At 54.1% G+C, this 21,406-nt stretch carries 27 protein-coding genes; 13 read left to right on the top strand and 14 right to left on the bottom strand.

The genetic code is table 11. The features are described 5' to 3' along the window. Nucleotides 1-83 precede the first annotated feature (83 nt). The gene (locus tag M655_RS12645) at nt 84-788 is read left to right on the top strand and encodes a peptidylprolyl isomerase (protein ID WP_005836293.1); all 705 of its coding nucleotides are present in this window, start codon (nt 84-86) and stop codon (nt 786-788) included. Nucleotides 789-1,031: 243 nt separating this feature from the next. Then, nucleotides 1,032-1,655: a cell wall hydrolase gene (locus M655_RS12640; protein ID WP_026557279.1), complete on the top strand. Its 624-nt coding sequence runs from the start codon at nt 1,032-1,034 to the stop codon at nt 1,653-1,655. A 302-nt stretch (nt 1,656-1,957) separates the two neighbouring features. On the opposite strand, the gene M655_RS12635 is transcribed toward M655_RS12640, so the two are convergent. From M655_RS12635 to M655_RS12625, 3 genes are read right to left on the bottom strand one after another with little or no spacing between them, the layout of a single operon-like run. Next, a complete protein-coding gene (locus tag M655_RS12635) occupies nt 1,958-2,272 on the bottom strand; it encodes a GNAT family N-acetyltransferase (protein WP_157179557.1) in 315 nt (104 codons plus the stop codon). After that, on the bottom strand, nt 2,218-2,427 hold the full coding sequence (locus M655_RS12630) for a hypothetical protein (protein ID WP_007787000.1): 210 nt from the start codon (nt 2,425-2,427) through the stop codon (nt 2,218-2,220). Before M655_RS12630 ends, M655_RS12635 begins: the two co-directional genes overlap by 55 nt. Before the next feature lie 30 nt (nt 2,428-2,457). Further along, nucleotides 2,458-3,222: an SDR family NAD(P)-dependent oxidoreductase gene (locus M655_RS12625; RefSeq protein ID WP_005835740.1), complete on the bottom strand. Its 765-nt coding sequence runs from the start codon at nt 3,220-3,222 to the stop codon at nt 2,458-2,460. 98 nt (nt 3,223-3,320) lie between these two features. On the opposite strand from M655_RS12625, the gene M655_RS12620 reads away from it, so the two are divergent. Continuing rightward, nucleotides 3,321-3,632 carry a YfhH family protein gene (locus tag M655_RS12620; RefSeq protein WP_005835742.1) on the top strand — a complete coding sequence of 104 codons (312 nt, stop codon included), beginning with the start codon at nt 3,321-3,323 and terminating at the stop codon, nt 3,630-3,632. Between the two features lie 114 nt (nt 3,633-3,746). After that, on the top strand, nt 3,747-4,196 hold the full coding sequence (locus tag M655_RS12615; RefSeq protein ID WP_025845972.1) for a DUF441 domain-containing protein: 450 nt from the start codon (nt 3,747-3,749) through the stop codon (nt 4,194-4,196). 5 nt (nt 4,197-4,201) lie between these two features. Here M655_RS12615 and M655_RS12610 read toward each other — a convergent pair whose 3' ends face one another. Continuing rightward, a complete protein-coding gene (locus M655_RS12610; RefSeq protein ID WP_005835746.1) occupies nt 4,202-4,510 on the bottom strand; it encodes an iron-sulfur cluster biosynthesis family protein in 309 nt (102 codons plus the stop codon). 103 nt (nt 4,511-4,613) lie between these two features. Between M655_RS12610 and M655_RS12605 the strand changes: the two genes are divergently transcribed. The 3 genes from M655_RS12605 to M655_RS12595 all read left to right on the top strand — a co-directional run bounded on the left by M655_RS12605 (nt 4,614) and on the right by M655_RS12595 (nt 6,880). After that, nucleotides 4,614-4,754: a hypothetical protein gene (locus M655_RS12605; RefSeq protein WP_007786995.1), complete on the top strand. Its 141-nt coding sequence runs from the start codon at nt 4,614-4,616 to the stop codon at nt 4,752-4,754. Nucleotides 4,755-4,866: 112 nt separating this feature from the next. Then, on the top strand, nt 4,867-5,922 hold the full coding sequence (locus M655_RS12600) for a DUF2515 family protein (RefSeq protein WP_026557280.1): 1,056 nt from the start codon (nt 4,867-4,869) through the stop codon (nt 5,920-5,922). Between the two features lie 19 nt (nt 5,923-5,941). Beyond that, nucleotides 5,942-6,880 (top strand): hypothetical protein, encoded by a 939-nt coding sequence (locus M655_RS12595; RefSeq protein ID WP_005835750.1) that lies wholly within the window; start codon nt 5,942-5,944, stop codon nt 6,878-6,880. A gap of 6 nt (nt 6,881-6,886) precedes the next feature. Here M655_RS12595 and M655_RS12590 read toward each other — a convergent pair whose 3' ends face one another. The 3 genes from M655_RS12590 to M655_RS12580 form a co-directional block, all read right to left on the bottom strand. Next, nucleotides 6,887-7,807 (bottom strand): apurinic/apyrimidinic endonuclease family protein, encoded by a 921-nt coding sequence (locus tag M655_RS12590; protein WP_312027485.1) that lies wholly within the window; start codon nt 7,805-7,807, stop codon nt 6,887-6,889. A 168-nt stretch (nt 7,808-7,975) separates the two neighbouring features. Continuing rightward, nucleotides 7,976-8,566 (bottom strand): DUF1444 family protein, encoded by a 591-nt coding sequence (locus M655_RS12585; RefSeq protein WP_005835753.1) that lies wholly within the window; start codon nt 8,564-8,566, stop codon nt 7,976-7,978. Between the two features lie 21 nt (nt 8,567-8,587). Further along, nucleotides 8,588-9,706: a DUF3900 domain-containing protein gene (locus tag M655_RS12580; protein WP_005835755.1), complete on the bottom strand. Its 1,119-nt coding sequence runs from the start codon at nt 9,704-9,706 to the stop codon at nt 8,588-8,590. A 109-nt stretch (nt 9,707-9,815) separates the two neighbouring features. Between M655_RS12580 and M655_RS12575 the strand changes: the two genes are divergently transcribed. Both M655_RS12575 and M655_RS12570 read left to right on the top strand, forming a co-directional pair. After that, a complete protein-coding gene (locus M655_RS12575; RefSeq protein ID WP_025845981.1) occupies nt 9,816-10,664 on the top strand; it encodes a serine/threonine protein kinase in 849 nt (282 codons plus the stop codon). Between the two features lie 304 nt (nt 10,665-10,968). Beyond that, complete coding sequence (locus M655_RS12570; protein ID WP_051353887.1) at nt 10,969-12,369, top strand: amino acid permease; 1,401 nt, start codon at nt 10,969-10,971, stop codon at nt 12,367-12,369. A gap of 57 nt (nt 12,370-12,426) precedes the next feature. Here the strand turns inward: M655_RS12570 and M655_RS12565 are convergent, their stop codons facing one another. The 3 genes from M655_RS12565 to M655_RS12555 all read right to left on the bottom strand — a co-directional run bounded on the left by M655_RS12565 (nt 12,427) and on the right by M655_RS12555 (nt 14,197). Beyond that, nucleotides 12,427-12,582: a hypothetical protein gene (locus M655_RS12565; RefSeq protein WP_005835761.1), complete on the bottom strand. Its 156-nt coding sequence runs from the start codon at nt 12,580-12,582 to the stop codon at nt 12,427-12,429. Nucleotides 12,583-12,618: 36 nt separating this feature from the next. Continuing rightward, the gene (locus M655_RS12560; RefSeq protein WP_005835763.1) at nt 12,619-13,890 is read right to left on the bottom strand and encodes a DEAD/DEAH box helicase; all 1,272 of its coding nucleotides are present in this window, start codon (nt 13,888-13,890) and stop codon (nt 12,619-12,621) included. A 160-nt stretch (nt 13,891-14,050) separates the two neighbouring features. Next, complete coding sequence (locus tag M655_RS12555; RefSeq protein ID WP_165328990.1) at nt 14,051-14,197, bottom strand: hypothetical protein; 147 nt, start codon at nt 14,195-14,197, stop codon at nt 14,051-14,053. A 127-nt stretch (nt 14,198-14,324) separates the two neighbouring features. Between M655_RS12555 and M655_RS12550 the strand changes: the two genes are divergently transcribed. Both M655_RS12550 and M655_RS12545 read left to right on the top strand, forming a co-directional pair. Continuing rightward, on the top strand, nt 14,325-15,389 hold the full coding sequence (locus M655_RS12550; protein WP_026557283.1) for a phosphodiester glycosidase family protein: 1,065 nt from the start codon (nt 14,325-14,327) through the stop codon (nt 15,387-15,389). A 32-nt stretch (nt 15,390-15,421) separates the two neighbouring features. Further along, nucleotides 15,422-15,934: a DUF6886 family protein gene (locus M655_RS12545; RefSeq protein WP_026557284.1), complete on the top strand. Its 513-nt coding sequence runs from the start codon at nt 15,422-15,424 to the stop codon at nt 15,932-15,934. A 68-nt stretch (nt 15,935-16,002) separates the two neighbouring features. On the opposite strand, the gene M655_RS12540 is transcribed toward M655_RS12545, so the two are convergent. After that, nucleotides 16,003-17,574, bottom strand: coding sequence for an ABC-F family ATP-binding cassette domain-containing protein (locus M655_RS12540; protein ID WP_007786972.1), 1,572 nt, complete (start codon nt 17,572-17,574; stop codon nt 16,003-16,005). A 32-nt stretch (nt 17,575-17,606) separates the two neighbouring features. Further along, nucleotides 17,607-18,464, bottom strand: a complete 858-nt coding sequence (locus tag M655_RS12535) for a HEPN domain-containing protein (protein ID WP_005835771.1) — start codon at nt 18,462-18,464, stop codon at nt 17,607-17,609. 208 nt (nt 18,465-18,672) lie between these two features. Here M655_RS12535 and M655_RS12530 point away from each other — a divergent pair, with 208 nt between their 5' ends. Beyond that, the gene (locus M655_RS12530) at nt 18,673-18,822 is read left to right on the top strand and encodes a small acid-soluble spore protein P (protein ID WP_005835773.1); all 150 of its coding nucleotides are present in this window, start codon (nt 18,673-18,675) and stop codon (nt 18,820-18,822) included. Nucleotides 18,823-18,953: 131 nt separating this feature from the next. Continuing rightward, on the top strand, nt 18,954-19,676 hold the full coding sequence (locus M655_RS12525; RefSeq protein ID WP_005835775.1) for a hypothetical protein: 723 nt from the start codon (nt 18,954-18,956) through the stop codon (nt 19,674-19,676). A gap of 22 nt (nt 19,677-19,698) precedes the next feature. Here M655_RS12525 and M655_RS12520 read toward each other — a convergent pair whose 3' ends face one another. Both M655_RS12520 and lpdA read right to left on the bottom strand, forming a co-directional pair. Next, on the bottom strand, nt 19,699-19,860 hold the full coding sequence (locus M655_RS12520) for an aspartyl-phosphate phosphatase Spo0E family protein (protein WP_007786969.1): 162 nt from the start codon (nt 19,858-19,860) through the stop codon (nt 19,699-19,701). Between the two features lie 131 nt (nt 19,861-19,991). Next, nucleotides 19,992-21,401: a dihydrolipoyl dehydrogenase gene (gene lpdA / locus M655_RS12515; protein WP_026557285.1), complete on the bottom strand. Its 1,410-nt coding sequence runs from the start codon at nt 21,399-21,401 to the stop codon at nt 19,992-19,994. Between the last annotated feature and the right edge of the window lie 5 nt (nt 21,402-21,406).

The raw sequence follows: 21,406 nt of genomic DNA, 5'->3' as shown, positions 1-21,406 counted from the left end.
CTGATTGGCATTTGCCTGTCCATTTGTGCTATAATTCGAAACCGAACTACCCAATAGGTAAGAAACAAAGGAAGGTGCACAAGATGAAAAAGTTTTTCATGACCCTGTTCACATGTCTGATGGCAATCGCCTTGGTTACGGGTTGTTCCAGTGCAAGCAACGAAACGGCTCCGACAGAGCCTACTCAGCCGACTACGCCAACTGCAAAACCTGATTCCAAGGAGCCTGCCCAGCCTCCAGGCCCTACTGGCGAGAAAAAGTACGACAAAGCTCCTGCCATGCAGATCGACAAAAACAAGACTTATCAAGCGAAAATCTCCACTACAATGGGAGACATTACGATTGATCTGTTCGCCAAAGACGCGCCAATTGCCGTGAACAACTTCGTCTTTTTGGCCAAAGACAAGTTTTACGACGGTCTGACTTTCCACCGCGTCATCAAAGATTTCATGATCCAGACGGGCGATCCGCTGGGCAACGGAACCGGCGGCCCTGGCTACACGTTCGAGGACGAGCTGAAAAACGGCCACAAATACGAAGTCGGCGTGGTCGCGATGGCTAACGCTGGACGCAACACAAACGGCAGCCAATTTTTCATCGGTTCCGGAAAAGATGTAGAAGGTTTGGAAAACGTACCGAATTACACCATTTTCGGAAAAGTCGTAGGCGGAATGGATGTCGTGCAAAAAATTGCGGGCACGAAAGTGAAGAAAAATCCGCAAACGGGCGAACTGAGCGTGCCGGAGCAACCGATCAAAATCAACACCGTAACCATTACCGAAAAGTAAGACTTTCAGACTAGAACAGCAAAACACCACTGTGCTTGCACAGTGGTGTTTTGCTTTGAGAGCACAGGAGATACAAGCATCTGCTGCTTTTCGCCCCTCTCATTTTCACAACTTTCTGTTTTAGTAAATAGTACCGTGGGACCAATTTCCTCTTGCGCTATCCAACCATTCCCGCTAGACTTGCTAAAGACCCGATTCGCTTCCGCAATCAAAAGCAAAAAGCGAAAAGGAGTGGTTCTCACCATGAAGACACGAGAAGCGCGAATGCGCTTTTTCTTCTTTCTCAACAGTTTTGCCTTGCTTCTTCTGTGCCTGTTCGTCACGCCGACGAGCGCTTCGGCACCTCACGTGAAGAAAACAGCGCCTGTTCCGGTACAAGCCACAGCGGCTCCCGTACAGGCTGCCAAAAAGGAAACAAAAACTGCTATCCCTGCCACACAAGTAAAGCGCGATTCTGTCCAAGTCAGCCGGGACGATCGCCGCAAAGTGATTCGGCATGGAAAAGGAAAAATTTCAGATAGGGATATGGAACTGCTTGCCCGGTTGGTCTATGCGGAAGGCCGGGGTGAACCGTATGAGGGACAGGTAGCGATTGCCGCTGTCGTATTGAATCGGGTAGCTTCTTCACAATTTCCAAATACGGTACGGGAGGTCATTTTCGCTCCCAACGCGTTTTCGCCAGTCCGTAACGGCAGACTCTCGTCCCAAACAAATGAGAGCGCCAGAAGGGCAGTCGCGGATGCGGTGAATGGAAAGGATCCGACCAATGGCTCCCTCTACTTCTTCAATCCTGATACCGCCACATCCAAATGGATCTGGTCCAGGCCCCAGACAGTCGTGATCGGCAACCACCGTTTTGCCCGTTAATCGCGAAAAATTTAATAATACTTTATTTTCATTTTATCACAATTTTACTTTTAGCTGATATCTTGTCAGTGTAAGCACTTTTTCAACGCATTGAGAAAAAGTACGATGTTCTTCCTAGAATGACTTCTTTAACGTAAGCATGGGTAGATCGAAGTGTTCCATCTACGTATGCCTACGCTAACAGTAGCTGGCTGATTGACTGTATTGGGTGAGAGCAATCCAGTCACATGCGCCAATCGTGCCTTTTCTCAATCGCCCCCAAATAATTGGGCATTCCCCCTGCGGGAATGCCCCTTTTTTTGCTAGTTACCGATGGTTTTTCGCATATGCGCAGTAGGGATGCCTGTCGTCCCTTCCCTTTGCACGATTTCCTCCTGCGTCACCACGAAGCCTTCCGAACGGTACAGCCTCATGTTTGCTTCCATTTCCATCCTCACTCGGCAAGTCAACGCTGCTTTTCCGTTTTGGGCCGCCCACGCTTCCAGCCAGCGAATGATCGAACGGCCGATTCCTCTGCCTTGCCGGGAAGGATCGACGGAGAGCCGAAAAAAAGTAAAGCGAGTCAGCTTTCCACTAAAAACCGCACCATCCCTGCCGGATGATCGTCCTCCCAGCAAATGGCCGCTTGTTCTCTCCCCTCTGCCAGTTGTGTCGCGACATCCTCCACCGTCTCCGAAAGGGCGCTCGATGGCGGAACCGCCGCCTGAAACGCGGCGTGCATGAGCGAAGTCAAAATCGGTGCGTCTTTGGCGCTTGCGATGCGCATATTCATGGTTGCCGTCTCCTTTTTCATGGCGAATCGTCAAAAGCCGTACACGGACATTCCGCCGTCTACCGCAATCGTTTGACCGGATATGTAGGCAGCCGCATCGGACGAAAGGAAAATCGTAGGGCCAACCAAATCTTCCACATCGCCAATCCGTCCGCTTGGAGTCCGCTGCAACACTTCTTGCACAAACGCCTCGTCATTCAACAGCGCTTCCGTCAGCGGCGTGCGGAAATACCACGGCGCAATCGCGTTGACATTGACGCCGAATTTGCTCCACTCCAGCGCAAGCACGCGCGTCATCTGAATGACGCCTGCCTTGCTCGCTCCGTAGGCCACTCCCGTGCGCAGCGCCACAAGCCCTGCGACAGACGCGATGTTGACGATCCGTCCGTAGCGCTGCTCGCACATCGTCCTCGCGGCAGCCTGGCTCAAGAAAAACGCCGCCTTCAGGTTCAGGTCCATGATGCGATCCCACTCTGCCTCGCTCACTTCATGGGCTTTTTTCCGGATGTTCATGCCTGCGTTGTTCACGAGGATATGCAAGCCGCCCAAAGCGTCCAGGGCTTGGGCTACGACTTTTTCCGCCGCCCCTGCTTCCGTCACATCCGCTGCGATCGGACAAGCTACCCCGCCATTTGCCTCAATCGCTTGCACGACTTCCTGCAAGTCCGACTCGGTTCGGGAGACGACCGCAACCTGTGCGCCTGCCTCCGCCAGACCGACAGCCAGCGCTTTTCCGATGCCCCTGCCCGCTCCGGTAATGATTGCTTTTTTTCCAGTCAAGTCAAATCGTGTCATTGTTTTCTTCTCCTCCATTCCCGTTAGAGCATTCTCCATCCATCGCCTTTTCCCCTGTCTTTTGCTACAATATACCTGTATGGAAAGGAGGCAGTCCGTTGCGTTTGTACAGTCAAATGACTCTCGCTGAGCTGCAGGAGGAGATGGAACGCCTGCACGTGGAAGCCGAGGAGAAAAAGAAACTGGGTGACGAGTCACAGCTTGCCATTATTACGCAAAAGTATTTCATGGCGAAGTCGTATTACTTGGGGACGGGAGAATTTCGCATTGGCGGAAAGTACAGTGTCGCCAACTACGATCAGCCGTTTACCATTGATTATTTCAACGGCGTGTTTGCCTGGGGCCGCTTTCCTGATTCGGACGAGCAGACCGGCTTTCCGGTCGGCATGCTGGAACTTTGGTACGACTAACGAAAAAAGAGATCAGCGCCGATGAGCATGCTGATCTCTTTTTTTGTTGGCCGAACACGAGCCCCGCCGCGTCTGGATATACTACTGGCAAAAACGAAAGCGAGCACAATCGCCATGGACGTCATCAATCTTGCGCTGCTGCTTTTGCTTGCGCTCGGCATCGTGGGAAATAATGCGACCGTCTCGATCGCGGTAGCGCTTCTTTTGCTGATGCGGCTTCTGTCGCTGGAACGGTTTTTCCCGGTGCTTGAGCAGCATGGCTTGCAGATTGGCATCATCATTTTGACGATCGGCATTCTCACGCCGCTTGCGAGCGGAAAAATCACTCCCGCCTCCATGCTGGACCTGTTCACCCACTGGCAAACGGTGCTGGCCGTCGTCATCGGCGTGTTCGTCGCCTATCTGGCGGGAAAAGGAACGGCGCTGATGGCTGGCAATCCGTTGATCGTCACGGGACTGCTTTTCGGAACGATCATCGGCGTCACGTTTTTCCGCGGCGTCGCAGTCGGCCCGCTCATCGCTGCCGGGATTCTCGCGTTCATCCTGCAATTTTTGCCCAAGTAAAAACGTCAGCCCCAGCGCTCTTTGAGCGACAGGCCGTAAGCCACGATTTGCTCAGGCGTGACCAGGCGAAAGCCTTGCTGCGGACGGTAGTCAATCGTCAGCGCCTCCGAGCCGATGTACGCGATCGTCTCCGGGTCGAGCAACAGCGTCATCCCCTCGACCTGTATCACCTGATCCTGCGGTGTCGCCTCATCGAGCCAGAGCGCGTATTCGACCGTCATTCCACAGCCGCCTACCAGCTCGCCGTTGATCCGCACCGGTCGCGTCGCTTTTTGCAATTGGTCTACAGCTTCCTTCGTCAGCTTGATTCTCACCGTGTTTCCACCTTCCTGCTTGCTTTTTCCAGCACTTTTGTATGCATCATCTCTCTGATGATAGCATACAATGCTTGAAAGGCAGCGGAAAGGACGATCATCTATGAACATTTACGAACAGGACGGCATGTTTGTCGCAGAAACCCAGTTTCAATCCGAGCATGTTGTCATCTTCGCCAAATCGTGGGAAGAAGCCAAGGAAAAATTGCTCGTTCGGCTTCTGGTCCTGGAAATGATTGGTTGAAACGAAAGCGGGTCGTTTTTCATGACCTGCTTTTTTCACCCTCTCAACAACTAAAGCATTTCCCCATTTCCCCTCGCTGGCCTGTTCCAATGGCAAAAGGCAAGGAGCATTCATGACCATGACAACGATTACTTCTCTCGACCACCAAGGACTCGTCGCCCAGATCAGGCGGCAAACGGACATCGCCAACCGCAACAACGTCACCCGCACCCAGGCGTATCTCAATTTTTACCGCCAGCATGAGGAAGTCCACTGGGCGCTGCTCGCCCACCTCGTCTCGCGCAACGGCGGTTGGAACATGACCGATTTGAAAGGCGAATGGCTTCCCGCCATCTTGGACGAAGCGGAAATCGAGCCGTTTTTCTGGATGCTGGAACGAAGCAACTGGCTGATTTTTTACGATGCCTACCCGCAACTGCTCCTGTATGCCGAGATGAAGCGGCGTGGCGAGGATTTGACTTCACTGCTCGCACCACTTGGCGTCTCCGTATTCATGCAGCCGTACTGGCAGGAGTTCCTCGCGTCAGGCGACAGCTCGCGGCTCACGCGCGCCCTGATCGTCAACGAACAGCAGTACATTGAGCAGCGCGTCGTACATAAACCGTTTACGATGAAACGCATTTTTTCCACGTATGCGTTTTTTACGCAATCGCTTTTTTCTCTCAACCAGATTTTGTTTCCCTACAAGGCGCACCCTACTGACAAAAGACTGAGTATCGCCGGAGTGAACGTCCATCATTTTCCGGATCTCATCCAGCGCATCGCCATCGGGAAGACTTTGTACCAGCTTTTGTTCGCAGATCGCCAGCGGCTGGAAAAAATGCGCACGTTTTGCACGCGCATCCGGCATACCGGCTCGCGCGCAGACTATTGGCCGCATCTGTTTACCCCGCGCCGCCGCTCTAGGCAAGCGGACAAAGGCTACGAGCTGCGACTGGAGGGCGACCAGCTAATGCCCGGACAGCCCAAGCTGTACAGTCCCTCCTTGCACGCCGTCTGGGCTGACGTCGAGCACGCGCCCGCCGATGGCGTCGACTGGTTCCGGGACGAAAAATGGCATCAGGAGGTGGAAAAGCCCGCACAACTGCCTGCGATTGACGCCGCCTCGTACATGCGGGCTTTGCACTGGATGGAATACGGCGTAAAATTGGTGACAACGTTCACCTGAGAATGGAGGCCACACCTCTATGTACGACGCCCGCAGCGATCTGCTTGCCCATCAACGTGACTATCTTTTGTCCTGCCAGCTTCCTGGCGGGGCTTTTCTGCTGGGACCTGGCCGGGATCAGATCAATCCGTATTTTACCAATCTGGCCTTGATCGCGCTTGTCCGGCTACAAGAGTGGGAGGCGGTCCGCGCTTACATGGATTGGTATGTGCAGCATTTGAATGCGGACGGTTACATCAACGACTTTCGCCTCGATCGCGGACAAGAGCTCGACACGGGGGCAGCCGACAGCGAAGACAGCTACCACGCGACTTTTTTCTCTGTCGTCGCGGAGTGGACCCGCAGCACAGGCGATTGCTCCTGGCTCGAAGCCAATCAGGACGTGCTCGCGTACTTGCTGCAAGGGATTGCCCGGCTGCAGCAAACAGACGGCCTGACCTGGGCCAAACATTCGTTTCGCGTCAAATATTTGATGGACAATTGCGAGGTCGCTAAAGGACTGGATGACGCGCACTACTTGTTTGCCTCGCTCGGCAATGCGCTGCTGGCACAGGAGGCTTCTGTGCGCGCCGCCGCCTGCAAGGCCGGAATTGCCGGCATGTACAGCCGCCTGCGCCGTTCGTACGCAATGTACGACCGCTCCCATCCCGGCTGGCGAAAATGGTATCCAGATGTCACCTCACAGGCGTTTCCAATTGTGTACAGCTTGTGCGAGCCTACAGTCCCCTCCATGCTCTATGAGCGGATAACGAAAGCATTTCCTCGCTTCGATGCGTTTGTGACTGGCGACACGTATCCGTGGATGGTCATGGGCGTGTGTGCCCGCATGATGGGAGATGAGCAGCGTGTGCGCAACATGCTTACTGTTGCGACAGACCTGTACATATACGGACCGCGGCAGCCCTACTGGCTGATTCACGAGGCGGGACGGTTTGTGGAGTTGTTGCTTGGCGAGTAGATTGGCTTAGCTATCGGCCCGCTCCCGTTCCCCGTACAGCAGTTGTTCCACCCAGGTGTAGCAGGTCATCAGTTGCTTGTCGTCGATCAGCTCGGAGCGATGCTCGAACATAATTTTGACATCCGAGTTTATCTCCCTCACAATCCGCAAGTAGTCTTCGATTGGCGCCCAGCCAAATTCAGGCTTACAGGCTGGCAGCACAGGATAATGATTGTGGGAAAAAACATCCGTCGCTTTCATCGTCCACAGATGGAGACTCCAGGCGTATTTCGCATACATCTTCACCACTCGCCTCGAATCGAAGTGCGGGTCGATTTTGTCTTGCAAAAATAGTCGGCCGCTGTCCAGGCACAGCTTGATCTTCGGATATTTCATAAGCAGTTTTTCTACCACATCTGTCTCATATACGTACCGATTGAGCGCATCAAATTCCAAGACGGGGACAAACTGATACGCCTCTCCCTTTTCGCTAAGCCAAGCAAACAACCTCTCGCTTCTTTCCACAAAAGCGGAAATTGAATATTCCGATTCAAAAACGTACTCGCTGGCGTCTGCAAAGCGCCACTCTTGCCAGTCGACGCGATCATCCAAAATGACGGGCTTTGGATAATGGAACAAAACATAAACGGGCTTGAGCACTTGCATGTACTGCAATTCGCGCTCGACAAGCGCAAATGCTTCGCTTCGCAGTCCATCATCGGGGTGCATGAACAACGCGTCCCTGAATGGAGATTCTCCCGCCCTGAGGGGAAAATGAACGCCGATCTGAAAACCTTTAACTTGCGCTTCCCGCTGCAAGGTTTGAACGTCTTCTTCTGCGGCAAGCAGACACGCCTCGATTCCGTAAAACCCTTTTTTAAAGTCTCGTTTGTACTTTTTGTGATCGAATTGACCGTATTGGCCAATCATGAAGTTGCGCATGTGCATATAGTGACGCTCCCTTTTTCAGACCTGCCTGGCAATTTTTGCTTCCAGTCAGATTCTACCACAAGATAACTCAGACAAAAAAAGCAACAAACTTCGACCGCTAGAGCCTGCATTAACCCCTGCTTGCCCGGCTGCAAAACAAAAAAACGCGAGAGCCCCTCGCGCTTTCTACTTGTTATTCGGCTTGCTGTCTTTGTCGTGCGAGACGACGAGAAACGGCGTCAACTCTCCATCCTCCCAAAAAAACGGCAACACGGCAATCGGCACCTGGCCTTTGGAGGCAAAATCGTAGGTCAGGCGGGCGAGCAAGTTCGCGCCGACTTCCCCGGTCATGTCCGCTACGATCAGCACATCCTGATGCGGAATGGCCACGCCGAGCGAGTCTCCACGTTTTTCTTGGTCAAACCGGCGCAGCAGAGAGTCCAGGAGAATCCGGCTTGCCGCGTAGCCGTCCGGCGGGCTGATAAAATGAATCCGGTTGCCCGCCACTTCCTGCGTTTTCACCGTGTACGGCAGCTTTTGCAAATTGTCCATCGCGTACTGGTGGAGCTGTTCGTTTGTCCAACCGACCTGAGCGAGCATGCCCGTCTCAATCAGCGCGTAGCCTTCGCCACGGTCAAGCGCATACAGCACGCGCGTATCTGCTGTGTGCTCCCGGACGACAAAGCGACCGGGAAACTTCTCGGCGATAGAGACATGGCGCAGGACAGGATACACGTTTTGTTCCTGCCCGATCAGAATCAGTCCTTTTTCCTGCATGGCGGTAGTCCCCCTCATCGTTTAGTCCCAAGGCGGTGTATCGTCGACGGCGCTTGGCATGCTGACCATTGGCTTTGCGTAGTGGCTGCTGCGCTCCTCGATCTCCTTGACGACCTCGGCCAATGATTTTGGCTTCGCAAACTCCACCGGAGACACTCCCCGCTCAAACTGGAGCTGCTCCCCCTCCAACACGACCAAATACCGTCCGTTCACCTTGGCAATGTGCAAATTCGAGCCGTAATCGGCGAGCAGTGTGCGAATTTGCATGTGATCGAGCTTGAATTTCAGTTCGACTTCCGGCTGGCGGTCGGTAATGATGTGCATCGCTTCCATGACCGTCTCGTGCTCCCACTTCTCCGCCAGCTCCCGCTTCGGGCTTGCTGCGATCAGTTCGATCGCTTCTTCCTCCCGCACCCTTTCCTCGGATTCCTCAGGATACGTGTATTCGATATGCTGACGGGCCAAGGAAATGACCTCATCGGAGACGAGTTGCGTCACCGTTTGCGGATATTCAATAAAGCGCAAAAATTCCTCGAAGTAGCGCGCATGGGAAAACTGGTGAATTTTCACGTGATACGGATCGTTCATCCCGGATTCGATCATGTACGGATACATCAGCGACTTCATGTTTTTCGCGTTGATCGCCATTCGCACATTGGAAATCAGGCTTTTTTCATCCGTAATGACTGCCGTTTTCTGTTCAAAATCGCATTTCAAAATGAACACGTAGCGTTCATCAAGCAGTTCCAGGCGCGTGCGCACGACAATCAGCACGCCGCCCCGCACCTGCGAGGTTCGCAAGTACGACTGCACCAGCTCCTGGCACGGCTCCTTGCTCTCGCCAGGCGTCTCGGCCGCAAGCAAGCGGTTCAGCAGCGCGTAGTTCGGATTGGAGTCGAGCGGATGTCCCGGCTCCACCACGAATTGGCCGAGCTTGGTCGGCGTCCCTTCCGTCTTCGGATTCATTTCGACCTTGCGTTTGGCGATGCGGGCAAACTCCCCGTCCAAAAAGTCACGAAGCTCGCTGCGCTGATATTCATCATGGCCCAGGTAGCGCGTCATGCGCACCTGCTTGATGCCGTCTTCTTCCTCAGGCTGTTCAATCAAATAAAAGGATAACCAGTCAATGATAAAATTCATACTCGTCGCTCCTGTCTACATGTACCGAACCTGATTATAGCAAACCTGCACGAAAAAAGGTCAGGCTTTTTCCATTCGTGGTAAGATGACAACAGGAGGAGAAGCGGCTATGTGGACGCACGTAAAAGAATGGTGGACGAACACCTTCCTGGACAAGCCCTATCGCCCGGGCACGACGATCGGCGCTTATAACATTCAGCACGTACTCGGGATGGGCAGCTACGGAATCGCCTATCTCGCCACCCACACGCCTACAGGAGAACAGGTCGTGCTCAAGCAGGTCAAGCCCAGCCTGCGCCATACGCCAAAGGGAGCGGCCATGCAAGCGTATGAGCGCAAGGTGCTGTCCTCCTTGTCCCATCCGCAATTTCCTCGCTGCCTGGACGCCTTTACGTATCGCAAAGACTCGTTTCTCGTGATGACGTATTTGTCAGGGCCTACTTTGGAGGAGATGCTGTTCGAGCGCGGCATCACAGTGGATGAGTACGAGTGCGCCCGCTACATGCAGCAGATCGGCCAACTCGTTGCCCATCTGCACGACCAGGGGCTGATCCACCGCGATGTGCGCATTCCAAACGTCATCTGGCAGGACGGACAGCCGTATTTGATCGACTTCGGGCTGGCGCGGTTCATCGGCGACAAGCCGACGTACATGGCCGAATCGCTCAGCGCCTATCCGTCGGAAAAACAGTTGAAGCGCGAAGTGGCGCCTGCCAGCGATTTGTATGCGCTTGGGCACTTTTTCCTGTTTTTGCTCTATTCCGGCTACTCTCCCGAGGAAGGCGCGCCGGAACGCAGTTGGGAGGAGGAGCTAGCGCTGTCTCCAGAAATCCGCAGCATGATTCGCAAGCTGCTCCAGATGGACGAGCCTTATGGCAGCGTTCGCGAATGGCTGCAGGAGCTTGCGCTGTACTTGCAACGCCACGAGCGCAGCGAGAGTCGCCCGCAACAAACATGACCCCGGCAAAAGCAGAGCGCCGTCCCGACAACGGCTGCTCTGCTTTTTTATGTGCATGGACAGCAGCCAATTCCCAGTGAGGAAAAAGGGGATTTTTGTACATGTTGGATAATAATCACTCCCATTTTTATGACACCCCGTCGAATAGATTATCGGCTCCAAATCAACTATCCTATTTGTAACCTGAATATTATAAATTTTCATTCGTTGTAAAAAAGGGGGCATCATATTGAGTCATACTCCACTGCACACACGAGAGAACAAAGAGCAGTATGAGTTGAAAAGAGGGCTGCGCGCAAGGCACATGTCGATGATTGCCATCGGCGGCTCCATCGGTACAGGCTTGTTTCTCGCCAGCGGCTCGACGATCCACTCCGCAGGGCCAGGCGGTGCGCTTGCTGCTTACGGCTTGATCTGCATCATGATTTACTTTTTGATGACAAGCCTGGGCGAGATGGCTACGTTCCTGCCCGTTTCCGGGTCGTTTAGCTCGTACGCTTCCCGCTTCGTCGATCCGGCGCTTGGCTTCGCGCTCGGCTGGAACTACTGGTACAACTGGGCGGTGACGATCGCCGTGGAGATTTCCGCTGCCGCGCTCATCATGAAGTTCTGGCTGCCGGAAAGCTCTTCCTTGCTGTGGAGCGCGTTGTTTCTCGCACTTTTGTTCGCGCTGAACTTCCTCTCCGTCAAAGCATACGGCGAAGGGGAATACTGGTTTGCACTCATCAAAGTGATTGCGATTATCTGCTTTATCGCGATCGGGCTGATGATGATCGTCGGCATCATGGGCGGCGAAGCGGTCGGCTTTAAAAACTTCACGGTCGGCGACGCTCCGTTTCACGGCGGCTTTATGGCGATGATCGGCGTGTTCATGGTCGCGGGCTTCTCGTTTCAGGGAACCGAGCTGGTCGGTGTCGCGGCTGGCGAAAGCGAAAACCCGCGGGTGAACGTGCCGCGAGCTATCCGGCAAGTGTTTTGGCGCATTTTGCTGTTTTACATTTTGTCCATTGCAATCATCGGCCTGCTCATCCCGTACACAGACCCGAACCTGATGAGCGGCGATTTGGAAAACATTTCTGTAAGCCCTTTCACGCTCGTCTATGAAAGAGCGGGGCTGGCGTTCGCGGCCTCCGTGATGAATGCGGTAATTCTCACGTCCGTTTTATCCTGTGGCAACTCCGGGATGTACGCCTCGGCGCGGATGCTGTGGATTTTGGCGATGGAAGGCAAAGCCCCGAAGTTTTTGCGCAAAATCAACGCGCGAGGCATCCCGACACGCGCGCTGTACGCGACTACGGCGGTTGGCATGCTCGCTTTTCTGGCGTCGCTGTTTGGCGACGGCGTCGTGTACATGTGGCTGCTCAACGCCAGCGGCATGTCCGGGTTCATCGCCTGGGTCGGCATCGCTATTTGCCACTACCGCTTCCGTAAGGCGTATGTCGCCCAAGGCCGCGATCTGAACGACTTGCCGTATCGGGCAAAAGCGTATCCGTTTGGCCCCGTGTTCGCCTTCATTCTCTGTACGGTGATTATCGTCGGGCAAAACTACAGCGCATTCACAGGCGAGACGATCGACTGGAACGGCATTCTCGTCTCCTACATCGGCTTGCCCATGTTCCTCCTGCTCTGGCTCGGCTATAAATTCGTGAAAAAGACAAAGGTGATTCCTTTGCAGCAGTGCAATCTCACCCGCGACGAGCATTAGGAAAAAAGAGCAGGGCACCGCTTGCGTCGGCTGCTCTGCTCTTTCCTTTGTTTTTGGTTACTCGGAAATCGGCTCCTGCTTGGCCGCTTCCATCTTTTCCTTCAATTCTCCTGCTTCGCGGCGAAGCACCTGCCGCTCCTGCTTCGACAAAACCTCTCCGCCGACCGTGCCGTTCACCAGCAAATCCTCTTCATACAAGCGATCTTTGCGCATGGAAACCTCCTGCAGACAAGATGTGTACCTCTTGTCCTACTTTGTTCCAAAGCCGCCCTTCTTATGTACGCGTTTTGAGGAGGAGCCGCTTTTCGCGGCAACCGGCTTGCCCGCTTCCGGCTGGCGGTTTTGCGGTCTGCCTTTTGCCGTTGGCTTGCCTGCTGGCTTTCGCTCCGGTCGCGGATCTTCCAGGGCGCCGTGCGACATCACTTTTTCTGCGATGGCAAGCTCTGTCTGTTTGGCGAACTTCTGGATGATAAACCGCTCCTGCGGACTGATGATCGAAAAGACGAGCCCGGCGCGTCCCATCCGTCCCGTGCGTCCGCTGCGGTGAATGTACGTATCTGCGTCTGGTGCCGGGTCGTAATGCACGATGCATTCCACTTCCGGTATGTCAATGCCGCGTGCGGACACGTCTGTCGTAATCAATACCGGGAACACGCCGTCCCGGAACTGCTGGAGCGTCCGCGCCCGCTCTTCCTTGGACGCATCGCGATGCAACAGTCGGCAGGCCAGATGATGGTAGTTCAGTTTGGAAACAATCTCGTCCACTTTTTCGATCTGGTTGACAAACACGATCGAGGAGCGAACATTGACGAGCCGCAGCAAGCGTCTGAGCGTGTCCACTTTTTTGCGCGGATCGGAGACGAGGTACAGATGGGCGACTCCGGCTGCGCCTTCTGGTGCTTGCGCCCGCACAAGCACAGCGTCTTTTGTAAAAGCTTTGGCCGCCTCGACAATTTGCTCGGAAATCGTCGCGGAAAACAGCAGACGCTGAGTGTCGCGCAATGTTTTTTTCATCACTTCCTGGACCGGCTTGCCGAAGCCCGCATCGAGCATTCGGTCCGCTTCGTCCACGACTACCGTTTTGACTTCGTGCACCTTCAGCTTTCGCTGCTCGATCAGCTCCAGCAGACGGCCTGGCGTGGCGACAACCAGCACCGGCTTTTTCTTCAAACGCTCTACCTGGCGCTTGACATCGACACCGCCGATGATCGGAACGACCGCATGATCGGCTCCTGGCAACAGCTTTTCGGCTTCTTTCGCAATTTGAACGACCAGCTCATGCGTCGGCGCCAGCACAAGCGCCTGCACGTCCTTTTTATCCAGATCCATTTTTGTCAGCAGCGGCAATAAATAGGCAAATGTTTTGCCTGTCCCAGTCGGAGATTCGATCAAGGCGTCCCGCCCGGCTGCGATCAACGGGATCGCTTCTGCTTGCACGGGGGTCGGCGTCTCCATTTTTCGTTCGCGCAAAATCGCAACAAGCGGCGCGCTAATTTGTAAATCAGCAAACGTGGTGCTCACAAGAACCCTCCTGGCGTATATTCGTACATTGGGTAAGCTTACCACACTTTGCCCGTGTATAACAGAGGGCCCGGCTCACGAATGACCGCTTGCCCAGGCTGCAAGTCCCGGATGTGGAAAAACAGGCGAAATCCGTGTTTCGGACTTCGCCTGGCGTGCTTTACCCGTTGTTCGAGTCCTTACGGGTTTCCTGCTTTTCGGCCAGGTCGTGACGGTCCCGACTCGTCGTCTGGTTGCGTGTGCCCTTGTCGGGATTGTTCCGATACTCCTCTACTTCCTGTTGAAAAGCTTCATCATAGCCGCGCACAGCCATCACCTCCCGCTTCTATTTTTCCCCTGGTGATCCTTTATTATTTTGCTGAAACTTTTTACCCATTCATTCGTCCTTTTATAAGGAATAACCAATCATATTGTCAGATGGATGTGGAGAACTCATGCAAACCTTGTCACGCGCGCGATCGCGCAAGCTCGCAACACGAAAAAGACCTTGGCGCTGGGTAAAGCGCCTGATACTGGTGTCGGCCTTGACTTGCACTACGCTTGCACTCATCGGGATCATCTTTTTGTTTGGCACCAGAAGCGGCGAGGAGCTGCGCGAGTGGGCGGCAGGGACGCTCCTGACGACGCAGCACGACTACTGGGCACCGTACACGTTTTTGCCGGAAGAAAAGCTCAACGCCTTGAAGCAACAAATCCGCAACCCGGAAGTCATCAACTCCGAGCCGGATGAAACAGCCAAGCCGGAAGAATCGCCGCAGGAGCAGCCCGTGGTCGAAACGCCACCGGAAAAGCCGAAACAATTGATCGAGGTGGAAGACATCGACGTTTCCAAAGGCAATTACTACTTCAAAGGAAAAATCATGTACATCAGCGACCCGAAACGGGTACAATTAGTCGTCACCAACCGCAAGGACCGCGGCGATCTGCTCGACGAGTTCGTCAAAAAGACAAACGCCATCGGCATCGTCAACGCGAGCGGCTTCGCCGACCCGGATGGCTACGGAAAAGGCGCCAAAGCATACGGCGTGGTGATCCACGACGGGAAAATTCTCCAGGGCTACAATCCAAAAAGCGGAGAAACTGCCTTGGGCATCACCTACGACGGCAAGCTGATTACCGGCAGCTATACGGCCGAGCAATTGGTGAAAATGGGCGTTCGCGATGCGATGAGCTTCCGCCCGCAACTGATTGTGAACGGGAAAAACTTGTTCAAGGACAAGCCTGCGAAAAGCTGGGGCATCCAGCCGCGAACAGCGATTGGGCAAAAAGCGGACGGCACGATCGTCTTCGTCGTCATCGACGGCCGCCAGCCTGGCCACTCAATCGGCGCGAGCATGAACGACCTGGCAGAATTGCTGGAAGAGCGCGGCATCGTAACCGCCATGGCGATGGACGGCGGCTCCAGCTCGATGATGCTGTACAACGGCGAGGCGATTACGAAAACGTCTTGCCCGTATTACCGCGGCCGCTACCTCCCGAACGCCTGGGCGGTGATTTAGCCCTCGTCAGACGGTCGACGAAAGGAGCTGCCATGGACTACGTCTTTCATTACAGTGAAGACCCTTCGATTGCGACGTTTCACCCGCGCGCGCATCCCAGCCATCCCAGCCTGCCTCCTTCGGTCTGGGCAATCGACGCGGAACGCGCGCCGATGTACTACTTCCCGCGCGACTGCCCGCGCATTGCTTTTTATGCCAAAGCGGATTCGACTGCGGCAGACAAGGAGCGCTTTCTCGGCCTTGGCAGTGCCAGGATGGTCATTGCGATAGAAAGCCGCTGGTACAGTACGCTTGCCACGACCGTGCTTTACCAGTACACGTTTGCTGCCGATCTGTTTTCCTGTCTCGACGAAGGGGCGGGCTACTTCGTCTCCAGCAAGTCCGTTCAGCCTGTGGAGGTCACCGCGATGGGCAACTTGCTCGCCCGGCTCGCGCAGGCGAACATTGAACTGCGGATCACCCCGTCCCTGATGCCGCTAAAAGCAGCGCTGCTCGACAGCAGCCTGCAATTTTCTATGATTACCATGCGAAACGCCGTTACCTGATCGCTTTCCACGTAGTTTTTTGCCAAATGAAACAGGCAGTCCACACGAATGTGGCTGCCTGTTTGTTTTTACAGTTTAATCGGAGTTTTCGCTTGCTCTAGACTCCATTTTTCTACATCCCACGTCTGCGTGACCCAATCCTCGTAAAACTCAGGTTCGTGGCAGACGAGCAGGACAGTGCCTTTGAATTCTTTCAAGGCCCGCTTCAATTCTTCCTTCGCGACTACATCCAGGTGGTTCGTCGGCTCGTCAAAGACAAGCCAGTTGCTCTCGCGCTGCAAAAGCTTACAGAGGCGCACCTTTGCCTGCTCGCCCCCGGACAGGGCGTTCATGTTGCGGTTGATATGCTCGTTTTTCAGGCCGCAGCGCGCCAACGCTCCGCGCACCTCGTGGTTGTTCATCGACGGGAACTCGTTCCAGACGTCGTCCAGTGCGGTGATCGGCTTCGGCTTGACTTCCTGCTCAAAGTAGGCCGGGTGCAGGAAATCGCCTTGCTCCAGCTTGCCTCCGAGCGGCGGAATGATGCCGAGCAACGTTTTCAACAGAGTGGATTTCCCCACGCCGTTCATCCCGACAATCGCTACCTTTTCGCCGCGCTCCAGCTTCACGCTCAGCTTTGGCAGCAGCGGATGCGAATACCCGATCTCCAGGTCTTCCGCTTCGATGACAAAGCGGCTGCTCGCGCGTGCTTCCTTGAAAATGAAGGAAGGCTTCGCCGCTGTCTCCGGCTTGTCGATCCGCTCCATTTTGTCAAGCTGCTTCTGGCGGCTTTTCGCGCGGCCTGTCGTGGACGCACGCGCTTTGTTGCGGGCGATAAAATCTTCCATGCGCGCAATTTCTTCCTGCTGCTTTTCAAACGCGTCAAAATGCTGGCTGCGCTTCATCTCGGACTGCGCCAGAAACGATTCGTAGTTCCCCGTGTAACGGTTCAGCTTCGTGAACTCCAGATGGTAAATGACGTTGACGACTTCGTTCATGAACGCCGTGTCGTGGGAAATCAGGATGAAGGCGTACGGATATTCCCGCAAGTAGTTTTTCAGCCAGACGATATGCTCTTCGTCCAGGTAGTTCGTCGGCTCATCTAGCAAAAGGACGGTCGGCTGCTCCAGCAGCAACTTCGCCAAAAGCACTTTTGTGCGCTGACCGCCGGACAAGGATGCGACGTCGCGCTCCAGCCCAATCGCGCTCAGTCCAAGCGCGTTGGCGATCTCCTCCACCTTGGCGTCGATCAGGTAAAACCCGCTCGTCTCCAGCTTATCCTGAATTTCTCCCATGCGCTCCAGCAGTTCTTCCAGTTCCTCCGGCGACGCCTCGGCCATTTTTTCGCCGATCGCCATCAGCTCCTGCTCCTGCTCCAACAGCGGCAAGAACGCATCCTTGAGTACGTCGCGAATCGTCTTCCCTGCTTGCAGCTTCGTGTGCTGGTCGAGGTAGCCGTACTGGATTTTCGGCATCCATTCGATGCGGCCTTTGTCCGGGATGTTTTGTCCGGTCAAAATGCTCATCATCGTAGATTTGCCTGTTCCGTTAGCCCCCACAAGACCTACGCGGTCGTTCGGTTGCAGGCGAAAGGACACGTCCCGAAACAAAATGCGATCCCCAAAGCCATGGGACAAATCTTCCACAATCAAAACACTCATGCAAACGCTTCCTCCTGTTTCCTCTGTGAGGTCTACAAAATAATACTTTCAAAATAAGACGGCGCATACCGTTGTGCATAGGTTTCGCCTGTCAATATCAACTCGTCCAATCTCACGCGCATATCCTGCAGGCTGATGCCGTGCATCGCCGTATTCAGAATCGTCGCTCTCGCCATCAACCGCAGCGTATTGACTTCATCTGTCAGCTTGTTGCCGAACATTTTTCCGCTGTGCACGATCTCTGAACGATGATTGTACGATTTTTTTACAAACTGGGCAATTTTTTGCCGCTGCGCGTACGACTCTCCAAAATAATACGCCATTCGCACCCGCAATTTATAGGTGATTTCGCCCTTTTTTCCGTCGGGAGCAAACAGCGACTCCAGAGCAATCCACAAATCGAGCAGTTGGTCTTCGTTGCTTTTTTTCTCCAGCGACAGGGAATAACGGCGAAAAGCAAGCGACGGCAGTTGATGATTTATCAGTCGCTCGAACACGTTTTGGGTCGCCTCGTCAAACTCGAATTTGCTTCCGTCGAGGGAGCGCTTCAAGTACGTGATCCCGCACATGTTGCCATTGATCGTCAGGACGTACGGAATCGAGCATGTCCCATCTATGGCGGACAAATTCAGCTTGTTTTCGATCTCTTCGATCCATGGACGGTCATCCGTCACTTTCATCTCCGCGTGCTCCGCAACCAAAAACAGGCTGTTGCGGTTGACCCGCGAATCGAAAATGCGCTTGTTCTCGTCCATCTCGTTTCGCAAATAACGCGAAGCTATCTCGTACGGCCGCTCAGCCCCCGAGATCAAGTAATACGCATTAGGCAGCTCGATCCGAATGGGCTGTGTCGTCATCGAATTAAACACGGGCGCAATCAACAGTGGCATTGGCTGCTCCTTTCAGATCCGTAAAAAAGCGCGGTTCTTGTTTACATAATCAAACGGACGCTACATAAACAGTATCGTGCCTTTCTGCTCTTTTGACAACATATCAATTCCTACTAATCGCAGACACGCTTCCTTATAGAATACCAGCAATTCCTATGGTTCGTCACCATCGGATTGCGACAAACTACGAAAAGAAGGAGATGATTTGATGGAAAAGGATCATATTCTCGACGAAAATCCGCACCAAACATACAACAATGCGGCAAAGCCACAGGAGCAGACCGGCGAACCGCTGGCTGGCTCCAAAAAAGTCAAGCAAAAAAATCATTCCCGCTCCATCAAAACGCGGGAAGGGTAAGCTGTTGGCTAAAAGGCCCGAGCGGAATCAGTCCGTTCGGGTTTTCCTTTTTCTTACAACAAAATGATTGAATTGTCCCACAGGGATGCTCTATGATGGATGCAGTATCCATAATGGAGGTTTAGCCCAATATGATTACCATTCCACTTCCGGGCAACGGCCCGCTTTCGAACGCGATCAGCTACAGCGTCTCTCCTTTGTACGAGCTGGCAGCCAGCCTGCACACTCTCGCCCAGCCGACTCCCCCTGAACGCTTCTTTTCATGGTCAGAGGACAAGCTGGAGCAATTTGAATCCGCTCGCCTCAAGCAAGAATGGCAGTATTTGCTCCCGCTCTTCCGCTATGGTCTCCCCGACTCCTTCGATCCCGTCCAGACAAAAGGCGTGATGGGAGTGGACGATCAATACGAATACTTCGTGTCGCTGCCGACCGAGCAATTTGTCCGCAGTGTGACTCCGATGCTCGACCAATGGATGCAGCAGCACGAGATTCCGCAAGTGTATTTGGACATAAAGGAAGACTCTGATTATGTAAAAGGCCGTTTCAGCCTGTTCGTCTCGTCTTACTGGCAACTGTTTTTTGAAGAGAACTGGGAGAGCATCGCGCCGCAGTTTGTGAAAGAGGCGGAGCGCATTTACTATGCCGTGCAAAGCGTTCCTGCCCTGCTTTCCTACCTACAGTCGCTCTCTCCCGCCTTCTCCCTGGATGAAGAGACTTGCCACCTGACATATCCGAGCCATGGCCCAGACGACCATGCGCAGCAGTTAATCCTGTATCCCAGCTATTATTATGCCCAGGAGCCTTGTCTCAGCAAAAAGGGAACGAACGCTCACCTGCTGTACTCCTTCTCCTGAGCTTTTCCACTAAAAACGCCCTTTAAGAAGGGCGTTTTTCATGCAACATATGCGCAACGATCAATTTATCCAGTTGCTGACTTATTTTCACGATTTCTGGGTCAAGAAAATTGTAGCCTGCTTCTTTGGCTGCACGTTCCAGCTTTTGGCGCAAGTCATCAATCATCTTACTCGTAGTTTCCATGCTGCCAAGCCTCCACCCACGTCAGTCTCCCACTATTTTACATTATATAAGAACAGGTGGAAAGGGTAAGATGTGGAAGAAAAAAGCCTTGTATCCGTATAGGAACAAGGCTTTTTTCGCAGGTGCCGCTGTTATTTCATCACGTGGATCGGACGACCCAGCGCCAGCTCAGCCGCTTCCATCGTCACTTCCCCGAGTGTCGGGTGAGCGTGGATGGTCAGCTCGATATCCTCAAGCGTAGCGCCCATTTCGATCGCCAGGCCGATTTCCGCGATGATGTTGGAAGCTTCCGGACCTACGATTTGCGCGCCAAGGACGAGGTAGGAGCCTTTTTCCGCAATCAGCTTCACGTAGCCCTCGCCTGCGTTGACAGACAGAGCGCGGCCGTTTGCAGCAAACGGGAAGCGTCCCACCACATAATCGATGCCTTTTTCTTTTGCTTCTCGTTCGTTGATACCCACGCTTGCGATTTCCGGATCGCAGAAGACAACCGCAGGAATCGCTTTGTAGTCCACCTCAGCCGGATGTCCGGCAATGGCTTCGGCAGCCACTTTTCCTTCGTAGGAAGCTTTGTGGGCGAGCGCAGGACCTGGCACGATATCCCCGATCGCGTACACGTTAGGAATGTTCGTGCGGCCTTGCTTGTCAACGACGATCAGGCCACGATCGGTCAAGTTCATGCCGATATCGCGAACGCCCAGCTCATCGGTGTTCGGACGGCGGCCAACGGTGACGAGCACGTATTCTGCCTCGATTTGTTGCGCTTCGCCTTTGACTTCGGCTTTCACGATCACGCCGTTTTCGGTCTCTTCCATGCCTTGCGCCAGCGCTTTGGTATGGATGGTCACGCCGAGCTTTTTCAGCTTGCGCTCCACGAGACGCGGCATGTCTGGCTCAAAGCCAGGCAAAATTTGATCGGAGCCTTCGAGAATCGTCACTTTGGTACCGAATTTCGCAAACACCGTACCCAGCTCGATGCCGATGTAGCCGCCGCCGATCACGACCATGCTCTTCGGCAGCTCGGTCAAGGACAGAGCTTCTGTCGAGGACAGCACGCGCTTGCCGAACGGGAAGGCAGGCAGCTCGATCGGGCGGGACCCGGTCGCGATGATGCAATGCTCGAAGCGATAGCGGTTCACGTCATAACCGTGGAAGACGCGCACTTCGTTTTCGCTGACGAACAGCGCTTCACCTGGGATTACCTGGATTTTGTTGCCTTTAAACAGGGAGCCAACGCCGCCTGTCAACTGCTTCACGATGCCGCTTTTCCATTCCTGGACTTTGGCAAAATCCACTTTGACGTTTTCCATGGTGATCCCCATGGATTCGGTATGTTGAGCGTGCTCATACGTGTGTGCCGCATGGATCATCGCTTTGGAAGGAATGCAACCTACGTTCAGGCACACGCCGCCCAGCTCTGCTTTTTCCACAACCGCTACGGTTTTCCCCAGTTGGGCGGCGCGAATCGCCGCCACATATCCGCCTGGGCCCGCACCGATGACGAGCACGTCTACTTCTGTCGTAAATTCACCTACTACCATTGTCT

This window comes from Brevibacillus sp. NSP2.1, from assembly GCF_000470975.2.
GTDB classification, from domain to species: Bacteria; Bacillota; Bacilli; order Brevibacillales; family Brevibacillaceae; genus Brevibacillus; species Brevibacillus agri.
The sequence above is the reverse complement of the archived record's forward strand: the minus strand, read 5'-3'. Positions and strand labels throughout refer to the sequence as shown.